The 13,458-nt window shown below is 71.3% G+C and carries 9 protein-coding genes; 3 read left to right on the plus strand and 6 right to left on the minus strand.

Annotated elements, in window-relative coordinates; genetic code table 11:
• The first annotated feature begins 102 nt into the window (after positions 1-102).
• Positions 103-660 carry an acyl-CoA thioesterase gene (locus ACFCXS_RS15700; protein WP_376643801.1) on the plus strand — a complete coding sequence of 186 codons (558 nt, stop codon included), beginning with the start codon at positions 103-105 and terminating at the stop codon, positions 658-660.
• A 64-nt stretch (positions 661-724) separates the two neighbouring features.
• Here the strand turns inward: ACFCXS_RS15700 and ACFCXS_RS15705 are convergent, their stop codons facing one another.
• Positions 725-2,206, minus strand: coding sequence for an LCP family protein (locus ACFCXS_RS15705; protein WP_376643802.1), 1,482 nt, complete (start codon positions 2,204-2,206; stop codon positions 725-727).
• Positions 2,207-2,333: 127 nt separating this feature from the next.
• Between ACFCXS_RS15705 and ACFCXS_RS15710 the strand changes: the two genes are divergently transcribed.
• Positions 2,334-3,371 (plus strand): glycosyltransferase family 2 protein, encoded by a 1,038-nt coding sequence (locus tag ACFCXS_RS15710; protein WP_376643803.1) that lies wholly within the window; start codon positions 2,334-2,336, stop codon positions 3,369-3,371.
• Between the two features lie 107 nt (positions 3,372-3,478).
• Here ACFCXS_RS15710 and ACFCXS_RS15715 read toward each other — a convergent pair whose 3' ends face one another.
• The 5 genes from ACFCXS_RS15715 to ACFCXS_RS15735 form a co-directional block, all read right to left on the minus strand.
• Positions 3,479-5,137, minus strand: coding sequence for an LCP family protein (locus ACFCXS_RS15715; RefSeq protein ID WP_376643804.1), 1,659 nt, complete (start codon positions 5,135-5,137; stop codon positions 3,479-3,481).
• A 228-nt stretch (positions 5,138-5,365) separates the two neighbouring features.
• Complete coding sequence (locus ACFCXS_RS15720) at positions 5,366-7,120, minus strand: LCP family protein (protein WP_376643805.1); 1,755 nt, start codon at positions 7,118-7,120, stop codon at positions 5,366-5,368.
• 231 nt (positions 7,121-7,351) lie between these two features.
• Complete coding sequence (locus ACFCXS_RS15725; RefSeq protein WP_376643806.1) at positions 7,352-9,112, minus strand: LCP family protein; 1,761 nt, start codon at positions 9,110-9,112, stop codon at positions 7,352-7,354.
• Between the two features lie 242 nt (positions 9,113-9,354).
• Entirely contained in the window at positions 9,355-10,569 is a 1,215-nt protein-coding gene (locus ACFCXS_RS15730) for an LCP family protein (protein WP_376643807.1), read from the minus strand.
• 429 nt (positions 10,570-10,998) lie between these two features.
• Positions 10,999-11,769: a TIGR03089 family protein gene (locus ACFCXS_RS15735; RefSeq protein ID WP_376643808.1), complete on the minus strand. Its 771-nt coding sequence runs from the start codon at positions 11,767-11,769 to the stop codon at positions 10,999-11,001.
• Positions 11,770-11,919: 150 nt separating this feature from the next.
• Here ACFCXS_RS15735 and ACFCXS_RS15740 point away from each other — a divergent pair, with 150 nt between their 5' ends.
• Positions 11,920-13,371 carry an N-acetylmuramoyl-L-alanine amidase gene (locus ACFCXS_RS15740; RefSeq protein WP_376643809.1) on the plus strand — a complete coding sequence of 484 codons (1,452 nt, stop codon included), beginning with the start codon at positions 11,920-11,922 and terminating at the stop codon, positions 13,369-13,371.
• Positions 13,372-13,458: the final 87 nt, after the last annotated feature.

Raw genomic sequence — 13,458 nt, forward strand, 5'->3', positions numbered from 1 at the left:
TCCCGGTGGTACGCCATACAAGAGTCGTCGGAAAATCAGAGCACGGCTGTGGCGAAGCTGACACAAAACCCCCACGCGCAGCCTCGGCTTAAGGTAGAGGCCATGACAGACCAGGCCCCAGCTGCGGATTCCGGCAGTCCGGATATCCCGGGCAAGCCGACTTCGGCGTCCCGCACCACCCTCAGCCACATCATGACCCACAACGACACGAACCTTCTGGGGACCGTGCACGGCGGTGTGATCATGAAGCTCGTCGACGACGCTGCGGGGGCCGTGGCCGGACGGCACTCCGGCGGGCCGGCGGTCACCGCGTCCATGGACGAGATGGCGTTCCTGGAGCCGGTCCGCGTCGGTGACCTGGTGCACGTCAAGGCGCAGGTCAACTGGACCGGCCGGACGTCCATGGAGGTCGGGGTCCGGGTCCTGGCCGAACGCTGGAACGAGTCCGCCCCGCCCACGCAGGTCGGCTCGGCCTACCTCGTCTTCGCGGCGGTCGACGCCGACGGCAAGCCGCGCCGGGTTCCGCCGGTCCTTCCGGAGACGGAGCGCGACAAGCGCCGCTGCCAGGAGGCCCAGATCCGCCGCACCCACCGCCTGGCCCGCCGCCGAGCGATCATGGACCTGCGCGAGAAGCGCGCGGCGGAGGGCTTCGAGGACTGACCCGGGCCACCTGGGCTGCCGGACCCGGAGCCGGGCGGCAGGTCCTCGGGCCGTACGGCAGGCCCTAACCGCACGCCACCTCGTCCCCCCGCACCACCCGGGCCTCGCCCTGCCCCGGGTCCTCGGCCCGCACCTTGCGGACGCGTTCGAAGTCCTGGCCCGCGATCACCTTCAGGGTCGCGCCCAGGCCCGGGACCGCGCGCAGCTCGCTGCCCGGCAGGGCGGCCGCGAGGGACTTGGCCGAGCGGTCCCAGCCGGGGTCGTACGCGACCACCGTGCGCTTCACGTCGAGGGTGGCGGCGCTCACGGGCGCACGGGTCGTGCGGAAGCCCGTCGCCGCCAGGGCCGCGTCCACCTTGCGGCCGAGGCCGGGTGTGCGGGTGCCGTTCTCCACCTGGACGCGGATCTGCTGCGGGGCGACCGGGACGACCCGGGCGGCCCCACGCGGCCGGTGCACCGACAGCGGCTGGTCCTTGCGCAGGGCTTCGAAGAGGCGCTCCGCCTTCACGGGATCCCACTTCAGCGTGGAGCCGACGCCCTTCACGAAGAACCCCAGCTGCCCGACCGGGACGGTGGTGAACTCGGAGGAGGAGGGGGAGAAGTTCCGCATGGCGCGGCCCAGGTCCAGCATCTCGTCCGTGCCGAAGCCCTTGTCGGCGCGTACCGAGCCGAGCACCGCCCGGGTCACGTCCCGGAACTTCATCGGGTTGAGGAGGATCCCGGACGAGGTGAGCCGCTCCACGAGCGCCGCCATGAAGCGCTGCTGCCGCTTCATGCGGCCCAGGTCGGAGGCCCCGTCGACATGGCGGGCGCGCACGAACTGGAGCGCCTGCCCGCCCCGGAGCGTGTGCCGGCCGGCCGGGAGGTTCAGCCCGGTGTAGCTGTCCTGCAGCGGGTCGGCCGTACAGATCTGCACGCCGCCGACCACGTCCACCGTCTTCATGAAGCTGGTGAAGTCGACCTCCAGGTAGTGGTCGATCTTCACCTTGGTCATGTCCTCGACGGTGCGCACGGTCAGCTGCGGCCCGCCCTCGGCGTACGCGGCGTTCAGCTTGAGGGGGTGTCCGTCGTGCCGCTCGCCGGACGTACGGTCGACGTGCGCCGGCGTCACCGCGTACGAGTCACGCGGCAGGCTCACCACGCTGGCCCGGTCCCGGTTCTCCGAGATGTGCACGATCATGATCGTGTCGGTGCAGTGGCAGGGCGCGCCGCCCAGCCGGTACGTGCGACGCTCCTCCTGGCCGATCTTCTCCCGGCCGTCGGTGCCGACGAGCAGCAGGTTCATGCCGTGGCCCGCCTGCGGGCGGTTCTTCATGTCCTTGAAGGGGTCGACCCGGGCGATGTCCGCGTCCAGGCTGGTCATCACCGCGTGCCCGATGCCGGCGGAGGCGAGGACCACCACGGACAGCGTGGTGGCCGCCCGCAGGGCCCAGCGCGGTTTGCGCGCGGGCGGCGCGGGCCTGCGCGGAGCGCGGCGGGCGGCGGGGGGCTGGGGGCGGCGCTGGGGGCCGGCGGTGGACCGGGAGGACCGCGGCGGCGTGGGCATGGGAACACCTCCGGACGACGGCCGTACGTGGGAACTGTGAAACCGTAGGCCGATACGATCTGCGGCCTGCGGTACCGCCCCGGCGGCGCGCACCGGTGTCCCCCGTTCGCGGTAACGTGACCCCTCTATGAACGCCAATCCCGACGTGCGCCACCCCGCCGTTTCCGTGATCATGCCCGTCCTCGACGAGGAGCGGCATCTGCGGGGAGCAGTCCAAGCGATCCTCGCGCAGGAGTACGCCGGCGAGATGGAGGTCGTGATCGCCCTCGGTCCGTCCACGGACCGCACGGACGAGATCGCCGCCGAGCTCGTGGCAGAAGACGCGCGTGTCCACACCGTCCCCAACCCCACCGGCCGTACGCCCGCGGCGCTGAACGCGGCGATCGGAGCCTCCCGGCATCCGATCGTCGTCCGCGTCGACGGGCACGGCATGCTCTCGCCGAACTACATCGCGACGGCGGTACGGCTCCTGGAGGAGACCGGCGCGCAGAACGTCGGTGGCATCATGCACGCCGAGGGCGAGAACGACTGGGAGCACGCGGTCGCCGCCGCGATGACCTCGAAGATAGGGGTCGGCAACGCCGCCTTCCACACCGGTGGCCAGGCGGGCCCGGCCGAGACGGTCTACCTGGGGGTGTTCCGGCGTGAGGCGCTGGAACAGCAGGGCGGCTACAACGTGGAGTTCATCCGTGCCCAGGACTGGGAGCTGAACTTCCGCATCCGTGAGGCGGGCGGCCTGGTCTGGTTCTCGCCCGAGCTGAAGGTGTCGTACCGGCCGCGGCCGAGCGTGAAGGCGCTCGCCAAGCAGTACAAGGACTACGGCCGCTGGCGGCATGTCGTCGCCCGCTTCCACGAGGGCTCGATCAACCTGCGCTACCTCGCCCCGCCGGCCGCCGTGTGCGCGATCGGGGCCGGGATCCTGGTGGGCGCCCTGCTGACCCCGTGGGGCTTCGTGGTGCCCGGCGGTTACCTGGCTGCGATCGTGCTCGGCTCGGTCCCGGCGGGCAAGGGCCTGCCGCTGAAGGCGCGGCTGCGGATTCCCGTGGCGCTGGCCACCATGCACATGTCGTGGGGCTGGGGCTTCCTGACCAGCCCGCGGGCGCTGGCGAGGAAGGTCATCGCCTCCCGGCGCCCCGCGGTGCGCGCCGACGCCGCCGCGAGCTGACCCGGCACGACTGACCCGACCGGGCCAGGGCCCCTTCCCGTCCGGGAAGGGGCCCTGGCGTGGGCGCGCGGCGGAGCGGCTCCCGCTCTCTCATGCCGTGGAGACGTTCACCACTGGTAGGGCTTGTACACGTCCATGCACTCCGTCTTGTCCGCGGTCAGCGCGTCCGCGGAGTCGGGCAGGTCGCCCGCCTCGGGCGCCTTCTGCTTCGGGTAGGACGTGCCCTCCCGCCAGTCGCTGCCGATGGTCAGCGTCGTGGTCACGTCGTCCGTGGCCCGCACCTGGCTGCTCGGGACGCCGACCGCTTTCGCCACCGACAGCGCGTTGGCCCGGCCCTGCTCGCCCGTGCTCTTCGGGTACGTCACCTGGGTCCGCGCCTGCGGGTCCTGCCCGCTCGCGGCGACGGCCCGGGTGAAGCCCTCCCGCTGCAGCGCCGCCACGACCGCGGCGGCCCGCTGGGGAACGGCGGCCTGCTGGTCGCTGGCCGTGCCGTTGACGACGGAGACCGACAGCCCCGCGGCCGGCGCGGCGGCGGGTCCGGTGGCCTTCGCCGGAGCCGGGGACGAGCCCGCCTCCGGCGTCGTGCGGGCCTTGCCGCTCTTGTCGAACGAGACGTCGTCACGGAGCATCGCCCACAACTTGTCGGCGTCCTGCCCCTTGGGCACCAGGTGGTTGCGGTCCAGCGGGTCCTCGATCCACGGCATCGTCGTCATCGTGATGCGGTTCGTCGGGACCGACTTCAGCTGCATGCCGACGTCGTACAGCTCCTTGACCGTGCCGATCTCCTCGGACACCGTCAGCGCCTTCGTGCCCGCCTCGGCCAGACCCATCAGGCGGCCGGTGTCGGAGAAGACGTTCTGCTGCTTCAGCGTCCGGATCATCGCGTTCATGTACATGTGCTGAGCCTTGGCGCGCAGCGGGTCACTGCCCCAGGCGTGGCGGGTGCGCAGCCACTGCAGCGCCTCCTTGCCCTGCACCTTGTGCGTGCCGGCCTTCAACTTCAGTCCGGAGCCGCCGCGCTGGCCGGGCAGCGGCCGGTCCCACACGTTCTGGTTGACGCAGACCGGGACACCGCCGATGGCGTCCGCCATGTCCACCACTCCGGCGAAGTCGACCATCATCCAGTGGTCGATGTACACGCCGGTCAGGTTCTGCCAGGTGGCGAGGGTGCAGCCCGGACCGCCGCGCTGGAGCGTCTCGTTGATGATCGTGTTCTTCGCCGGGTACTTCTCCCCGGTGTCGGGGTCGACGCACTTGGGGATGTCCACCCGGGTGTCGCGCGGGATGCTCACCACGGACGCGCTCTCGCGGTCCGCAGAGACGTGCAGGAGCATCTGCACGTCCGCCAGGGGCTTGCTGCCGACGTTGTCCCTGCCGCCGCCGAGCTTGACGTTCTCCGCCGAGTTCCGGCTGTCGGAGCCGATGAGCAGGATGTTGAGCGGCGTCTGGCCCGCCGCGTTGGGGCCGCTCTTCTTGACGTCGGACTCGCCGCTGTTGCGTTTGCCCTTGTCGAGGTTGCCGTTGAGATGGCGGTAGTAGAGGTATCCGGCGCCGGCCGTCCCGAGTATCAGCACCGACAGCACGATCGCGGACCAGCGCAATATCCGGCGTCCGCCGCCGCGCCGCCGGCCGTGCCGACGGCCGCGGCCGCCTCTGCCCGCCTCGCCCCCGCCCCCGGCGTGCGCCGCCGTCCCCGGACGCTCGTCCTGGGCCGGACCGCCCGAATCGTGCCGTGTGCCGCCTGCACGCACGTCACTCTGCGCCATACCCCTGCCTCCCCACCCCAAATGGCCGACCCACGGGTACGCCCCGCGTCGTGTTCGGATCACGGGCGATCCGTGTCCGTCCGGACCACGGGTTCCCCCGCCGCTCCGCCGGAGCACGGTCGTCCCCGCTTCTGGTTGGACCTCTGACATGCCCGGTCGGATGTACACCCGGCCGATTCGTCCGGGCTTGCTCCGTCGACCTGTTAGACGCAGGAAGGGACGGTCAGGTCACTTCGCGCACTCGACCTTGTCGGCCGTGGCCTTCTGCACCTCGTCCGGCACCTTCGCCGGAGTGGTGAGGGGAACGCCCGCACCCTCGAAGTCCTTGCCCAGGGTCAGCGTCATCGCGGGCAGCCCCTGGGAGTTGGTCACGCTCTTGCCCGGCTTGAGCGCCGCCCCGGACAGGCCCATGATCTCGGCGAGCCGGCGCGCCTGGTCCGCCTCGTCGGGCCCGTACTCCAGCGTGGTCCTGTCCAGCGGCTGTTCGGCGTTGCCCGCGTTCTCGGACTTGGTCACGCCCTCCTGGACCTGCAGCCAGCTGAGGGTCTCCTGGGCGCTGCCGGCGACGGCACCGCCGTTGAGGATCCGCACCCGGACCTCGGAGGCCGGTGCCTTGGTGCCCTTCAGCCGGGCGGCCTCGGCGGCCTTCTCCTTCTTCTTCTCCTGCTTCACCGCGGTCAGCGACACGTCGTCGCGGACCATCGCGAACAACTGCTGGGCCTGAGGCTCCTTCAGGACCACCGTGGCCTTGACCTTCTCCGCCGGGTTGTCGACGACGGGGACGGTGGCGAACGTGAGGTTCTTCGTGTCGAACTTGCCCAGCTCCGCCCCGAGGTCGGCCAGTTTCTTGATCGTGCTGATCTGCGAGTCGACGGTCAGCGCCTTGGTGCCCGCCTCGGCCAGCTTGATCATCTTCGACGGGTTGGTCAGGGTCTCGTCGGACTTCAGGCTGCGCATCATCGAGCTCAGGAACTGCTGTTGCAGTTCGATCCGGCTCAGGTCTCCGCCGAAGCCCACGGAATGCCGGGTCCGGACGAAGGCCAGTGCTTCCTCGCCCTCGATCAGATGCTCGCCCTTGGGCAGGTCGAGCTTGGAGTCGGGGTCCTTGATGTCCTTGGCCAGACAGACCTTGACCCCGCCCACCGCGCTGGACAGCGTCTTGACCGCGTTGAAGTCGGCCACCATGAAGTGGTCCATCTTCAGCCCGGTGAGCTCGGTGATCGTGCGCATGGTGCAGCTCGGCGTCCGGTTCTCCTGCCCCAGGCTGTTGTTGAAGCGGGTGCCCTGCTTGCCCGCGATGACCTCCTCCGAGCCGTCCTCCTGCGTCGTCGGACAGTCCGGGATGTCGGTGATCAGGTCACGCGGGATGCTCAGCGCGGTGGCGTTCGTGCGGTCCTTGGAGACGTGCAGCACGAGCGTGGTGTCCGCGTGCCCGGCGCTGTTCTTGTCGCCGTAGCCCCCGTTGCCCTCGCCAGTGCGCTTGTCCGTGCCGATGAGCAGGATGTTGATCGCGCGGTCCTTGCTGAACCCGCCGGTGCCGGCGCCGTCGTCGGAGACGGACGTGATGTTGTCGTTGAGGTGCTCGTAGTAGACGTAGGCGGCCGCGCCCGTCCCGAGGACCACGAAGGCCAGCGAACCGGCGGTCCACATCAGGACCTTCTTGCCCTTGCCCTTCTTCGGCGCCGGACGGCGCCCGCGCCGCCCCGCGTCCGCGTCGGCCGGGGGGTTGGTGCGTCTGCGCGGGGAGGGAGCCTCACCGCCGGACGCCGCCGCCCCGGCACGCCGGGCGGGTTCGGTCCGGCGGGCACGGGCGGCACCGTCCGCCCCGGCCGGGCCACGGCCACCGGAACCACGGGGCCCGGGAACGGACGACTGCGCTGGGGAAGGGGCCAGTCGCAGTTCGTATTCGCCGGTGTTCGGGTTGAGTACCCACTGGTCTGCGGGGTCGACATCGTCCGCCCGCCCACGGCCTTGCGCGTCCACGGTTGCCTGTTCCTCCGTCGGGCCACGCGGCGCCCTCCCCCGGAAGGCGCACGGTGCTGGTCAAGCAGTGCACTCCCCAGGACGGAGCTCATGGGTCAGAGCACTGGATCGCACACACTATCCGCACACTTCGGCGTCAAGCGACGTGGGTGAGAAAATGCACGTTCTCACAACTGGGCAATCCCGCCCATTTGTTTGAAGGAACTTTGGCGAACGCGAAGGAAATTCACGTCACTTGGCGCACTCCACCTTGTCGGCAGTGGACTTCTGCACCCCCTCCGGTGCCTTTGTGGGTGCGGTGAGGGAGACTCCCGCCCCTTCGAAGTCCTTGCCGAGGGTCAGCGTCATCGCGGGCAGCCCCTGGTCGTTGGTCACGCTCTTGCCCGGCTTCATCGCGGACCCGGACAGACCCATGAGGCCGGCGAGGCGGCGGGCCTGGTCGGCCTGGTCGGGCGCGTACTCGAGAGTGGTCTTCGCCAGGGGGGCGGGCGCGTTGCCCGCGTTCTCGGACTTGGTCACGCCCTCCTCGTTCTGCAGCCAGCTGAGGGTCTCCTGGGCGCTGCCGGCGACGGCACCGCCGTTGAGGATCCGCACCCGGACGTCGGAGGCCGGTGCCTTGGTGCCCTTCAGGCGGGCGGCTACCGCGGCGGCCTCCTTCTTCTTCTGCTCCTTGACGGCGGTGAAGGAGACGTCGTTCTTGATCATGTCGAAGACCTGCGGGGCCGTCGACTCGTTGAGGACGACGGTGGCCTTGACCTTCTCCGCGGGGTTGTCGATCACCGGGACGGTGGTGAACGTCAGGTTCTTGGTGTTGAGCTTGCCCAGCTCCAGACCGAGGTCCTTCAGCTTGCTGATGCTGTCCAGCTGCGAGTCGACGGTCAGCGCCTTGGTGCCCGCCTCCGCCAGGTCGAGCATCTTCGACGGGCTGGTGAGGGTGTCGTTGGACTTCAGCTTGCGCATCAGCGCGCTCAGGAACTGCTGCTGCAGCCCGATCCGGCTGAGGTCCCCGCCGAAACCGACGGCGTGCCGGGTGCGCACGAAGGCCAGCGCCTGCTCACCCTCGATGGTGTGCATGCCCTTGGACAGCTTCAGGTGCGAGTCCGGGTCGTCGAGGTCCTTGCCCACACAGACCTCGACCCCGCCCACCGCGCTGGTCAGCGTCTTGACCGCGTTGAAGTCCGCGACCATGAAGTTGTCCGGCTTGACCCCGGTCAGCTCGGTCACGGTCCGCATCGTGCAGCTGGGCGTACGGCCGTCCTGGCCGAGACTCGTGTTGAAGCGGACCTGCTGTGTGCCGGGGATGATCTTCTGCGTGCCGTCCTCCTGCGTCGTCGGGCAGTCCGGCACGTCGGTGATCAGGTCACGCGGGATGCTCAGCGCGGTCGCGTTCGAACGGTCCTTGGAGACGTGCAGCAGGATCGTGGTGTCGGCGTGCCCGACACTGCCCGCGTCGCCGTAGTTGGCGTTGCCCTTGCCGGTGCGCTTGTCGGTGCCGATCAGCAGGATGTTGATCGCCTTGTCCTTGCTGAAGCCACCGGTGCTCGCGCCGTCGTCGGAGACGGACGCGATGTTGTTGTTCAGGTGCTCGATGTAGAAGTACGCGGCACCCGCGCCGGCGACCAGCACGAACGCCATCGTGCCGCCGGTCCACAGCAGGATCTTCCTGCCCTTCGAGGCCTTCTTCGCCGGGCGCCGTCCGCGCCGTCCCGGCAGCGGCTCCTCCGGCGCCCCGCGGCGTCGGCGCGGCGGCGGCACCGCACGGCCGGGCGTCTCGGGCCGTGACCGGCCGGGGGCCTCCGTACGTCCGCGTGCCTCGTTGCGGCCGCGGGCGGGGGGCACCGCCTCGGAGGACCGGGGCCTGCGCGGCGCGGGGACGCCCGACTGCGGAGCCGAAGGCCCCAGGCGCAGTTCGTACTCGCCGGTGTTCGGGTTGAGCACCCACTGATCTGCGGGGTCGACGTCGTCCGCCCGCCCACGGCCTTGCGCGTCCACGGTTGCCTGATTCCTCCGTCGGGGGACGCGGCGCCTTCCCCCTCCAAAGGCGCCCGGGTCTCGGTCACACAGTGCGCGACCTCGGGATCCTCCCTCGGGGCCGGGCGCACCGGATCGCTCACACTAACCGGCCCTTTCGGCGCCGGGCGACGACGGTGACCCACGCCACGTCCGCACACTCGGGCAATTCGCCTATTCCCGGGTGGAGAGTTCCTTGCCTTGGAGCGGCCTTGGCGCCCGCTTTACCCGCAGGTGTCCTCGGCTGCCGTGTTCCCCCGATACGTCGGTGGAGGAGAAACGGTGACGGCGGGCCCGAGGCGAGGGCCCGGATGAGCGCCCCCGTGCGACCCGCCGGGCGGGCCCGAGAGGCTCTGCCGGGCGGAATCCGGCGGGCCGTTCCCCTTCACCACCAGGGGCGCGTCCGTACGCAGCCGCTCGAAGAGGCGGTCCGCCGCGGGCTCCACGAGTTGGTCGCGATTGGCGTCGTACGCATACGACTCCCGGGGGACGGTCAGGAATTGCACTTGTTCCATGGGGATGTCGCGCAGGCCGCGCACAAGGTCGTACAAACCACGCAAGCTGGCCAGGTCGGGGTCGGTGGTGAGGGACGACGTGGCCGCGTCCAGGACGGGGTACAGCTTCACCGGATTCAGCAGGACGTCATTGCTGCGCACCTTGTTGACCAGTGCCCCGAGGAATCGCTGCTGCCGCTCCATCCGCTCGGTGTCGCTGCCGTCGCCGAGGGTCTTGCGGGCGCGGACGTAGCCGAGGGCCTGCTCGCCGTTCAGTGTCACGTGCCCGGCCGGCAGCCGCAGCTCGGCGGCCCGGTCGTCGATCGGCTCCCGCAGGCACACCTCGACGCCGTCGACCGCGTCGACCATCTCCTTGAAGCCGTGGAAGTCGACGACGACGTGGTGATCGACGCGGATGTCGGTCAGCTTCTCCACCGTCCGGATGGTGCAGGCCGAACCGCCCAGCTGGAAGGCCTGGTTGAACATGGCGAACCGGGGCGCGCTGCGGGACCCGTCCGGGCGCCGGCACCCCGGCAGGTCCACCATCAGGTCCCGGGGGAGGGAGACGGCGGTGGCGCTGCCCCGGCCGGCGGACAGGTGCAGCAGGATCGTGGTGTCGGACCGCTCGGTGCCGGAGTCCCGCCCGTAGCGGGAGTTGTCGGTCCCCTCGCGGGAGTCGGACCCGATCAGCAGGATGTTCCGGGCGTCCTTGACCAGGGAGGTGGGCCGCTCCTTGTCGTACCGGGCGAGTTCGGCGGCGGCCGCCTCGTCGGGCGTGATGTTCCCGCTGAGCTTCGCGTACACGGCCCAGCCGGCCCCGCCGGCCGCCAGGAGGAGAGCCGTGACCCCGAACGCCGCGATGCGCACCCACCGCCGTCGGCGTCGCCGCACCAGCCCCCGCCCACTGGCGGACGCCCCCGCGCCCGGACCGACCCTGTAGCCCACGGCAGCAACCACTCCTCCTAGACCGGGGACACCCCGCGCGCACTGCTCCTACGACCATGGCGCGGATGGCGGCCGGGGGAGGGGTGGGGATGGGCCGAACGGGGCAGCGACAGAGCTGCCGGCCCGCCGTGCCGCAGTCGGGGGTGGCGGTGCCCGGCGTGCGGGCACGGCGCCGGCGGCCGGTTGTGCCCCGGGTTGTGGTGCGTGGCGGTGTCTGGCACGGCGGGCACGGAGCCGGCGGCCGGCTGCCCGGCGCGGTGTCCCCGGCATGCGGGCACGGCGCCGGCGGCCGGCTGCCCCGCGGGTGATGGTGCCGGTGTCCGTCGTGTCGGAACCGGTGCCGGTGGCCCGCCGTGCTCCGGGTGGTGACCGTGGCCCGCCGTGCTCCGGGTGCTGACCGTGGTGGCGTCCGTTGTGCGACGCCCGGCGTCAGCGGCCCGCCGTGCCCTGGGCGATCACCGTGACCCGTTCGCTGTCGACCCGCTTGTCCAGCACCCCGTCCCCGGCCTGCTCCAGGTGCCGGCACAGCACCACGGAACCCCCGGTGGCCAGCGGCCCGAACAGCCCGGCGTTCAAGCCGTCCCACGTGTCGTACGGCAGCCCCGACAGGATCCGCGACCCGGGCCCGGTCAGCCCCAGCGCCGTCGCCTCCGCCCGGGCCCGCTCGACGACCTCGGCCCCGCTGAACTCCCGCCCGGCCACGATCAGCGCGGGCCCCTCCGGATCCACGGGCGCGTACGGCACGAACCGGTCACCCTGCCCCGGCACCTCCACCGCGTAGTCGGTGAAGCCCTCGGGTGCCTGCGGGAACCGCCCTCCGAGAGGTCGCAGCGCCATGGCGATCCGCGCACCGGAGCACGCCCGGGCCTCCTCCAGCCGGTCCGGCCCGCTCACCACGACGTCGGCCGCCCGGACCTCACCGGACACGTCCGCGACGACTCCCACCGACGCACACGCCAGCAGCCACACCGCCGTCTGCCAGTGCGCGGGCAGCAGCAGCGCCACCCGGTCCCCCGGCTCGACGGACAGCTCGTCCTGGAGGAGGTTCGCGGTCTTGGCCACCCAATTGGCGAAGGTGGCCACGGACAGTTCGACCCGTTCGCCCGTGGCGTCGTCGTAGAAGGTCACCAGGGGGCGTCCCGGATCCGCGGCGAGCGCGGAACCCAGCAGGTCGGCAGGGGTGCGATCGGTGGCGTTCACCCGCGCAAGGGTACGCAACCCGCCGGCCCCCACCCAACGGCCCGCCCGGCGCCGCGCCCCGGATCCGCCACCGGTTCGGCCGTACCCCGGCCGATGGTCCGTCAACTCCCAAATGGACAGACTTATACGACTATGTCCAAGATCAGGGGCATGCGTGGATTCCTTGCTTCCTCGATCGGTGTCACCTGCGCGGCCGCACTGGCCCTCCCCCTCACCCCACCCGCCCTCGCGGCGTCGGCGAGACCGGCGCCGGCCACGGAAGCCGCGAGACCCGCGGGTTCCCCGGCCACGAACCCGGCCGGCCGGCGCGCGGCCGCACCGTACGCCGCCGGCAGCACCCAGTCCCTCCCCCTCGAACCCCTCACCCGCACCCGCGCCACCCCCTCCGCCCCCGCCACCGAGCAGGGCCTGTCCCGTCGCGCCGTACGGCACTTCTCCCTCGTCGGCGTCATCTGGGACGACCCCGACGCCGAACTGCACGGCCGCGTCCGGGTCCGCACCCGCGCCGCCGGCACCGGCACCTGGTCGGGCTGGCAGGACCTGGAGACCCACAACGCCGACCACGCCGCCGACCCGGGCACCCCCGAGAGGGCCTCGGGCCGCGTCCGCGGTGCCACCGCACCGCTGTGGGTGGGCGACTCCAACGGCGTGGAACTCCGGGTCAGCTCCGAGTCCGGCGGCAAGGCGGCCGGCTCCCGCGCGCGCACCTCGGACGCCCGCGCCCTGCGCGCCGCGCTCCCGCTGCCCTCGGGCCTGCGCCTCGAACTCGTCGACCCGGGCGAGGCCGACGCCACCTCCCTCGGCGTCGGGGGACCCCGCGCCGCCGACGCCCGGAACGCAGAGTCCTCCGCCCTCGCCGAGGCCTCCGCCGCCAACACCGACCTCGCCCCCCTCGGCGCCACCGCGATCGCGGCACTGAGCCGCGCCGGGACCGAGCAGGAGTACCGCGCCTTCAACGCCGCGAAGCTGACGGAGCAGCAGCGGCAGGCGAAGCCGTACATCGGACCGCGCCCGGGGATCGTCACGCGGCGCGGCTGGGGTGCGAACGAGGGGTTGCGGGAGAGCGGCCTCAGGTACACGAAGAAGGTCAAGGCGGCCTTCGTGCACCACACGGCCAGCGGCAACAACTACCGCTGTTCGCAGGTCCCGTCACTCATCCGCGGTATCTACCGCTACCACGTCAAGAGCATGGGATGGCGGGACATCGGCTACAACTTCCTCATCGACAAGTGCGGAAAGATCTACGAGGGCCGCGCGGGGGGCGTGGCGAAACCCGTCCTCGGCGCGCACACGCTGGGTTTCAACAGCAACAGCATGGGGATCGCCGTCCTCGGGTCCTACGGCACCAAGAAGCCGTCGAAATCCGCGGTCAAGGCCATCGCCCGGCTGACCGCGTGGAAGCTGGGGCTGTACCAGGTGAACCCGAAGGGAAAGACCTACCTGAAGTCGGCCGGCAGCAATCTCTACCGAAAAGGTAAGAAAGTACGACTGAATGTGATCTCGGGGCACCGGGACGGCTTCAAGACCGAGTGCCCGGGACGCAAGCTCTACGGAAAGCTCGGCTCGGCCCGTTCCAAGGCGGCCCGCTACCAGGGCCGCTGAGCACACGTTCACCGCCGTCGGGGGGCAGCGGGCGGCACGCCGCACGGCCGACGAAGGCGCCACGGAACGATCTGCATACACTGACCG

It is taken from the genome of Streptomyces sp. NPDC056373 (assembly GCF_042262425.1).
Lineage (GTDB): Bacteria > Actinomycetota > Actinomycetes > Streptomycetales > Streptomycetaceae > Streptomyces.

Coding starts and splice junctions, on each gene's coding strand:
- ACFCXS_RS15700 (WP_376643801.1), top strand. CDS start 103: ATGACAGACCAGGCCCCAGCTGCGGATTCCGGCAGTCCGGATATCCCG.
- ACFCXS_RS15705 (WP_376643802.1), bottom strand. CDS start 2,206: ATGCCCACGCCGCCGCGGTCCTCCCGGTCCACCGCCGGCCCCCAGCGC.
- ACFCXS_RS15710 (WP_376643803.1), top strand. CDS start 2,334: ATGAACGCCAATCCCGACGTGCGCCACCCCGCCGTTTCCGTGATCATG.
- ACFCXS_RS15715 (WP_376643804.1), bottom strand. CDS start 5,137: ATGGCGCAGAGTGACGTGCGTGCAGGCGGCACACGGCACGATTCGGGC.
- ACFCXS_RS15740 (WP_376643809.1), top strand. CDS start 11,920: ATGCGTGGATTCCTTGCTTCCTCGATCGGTGTCACCTGCGCGGCCGCA.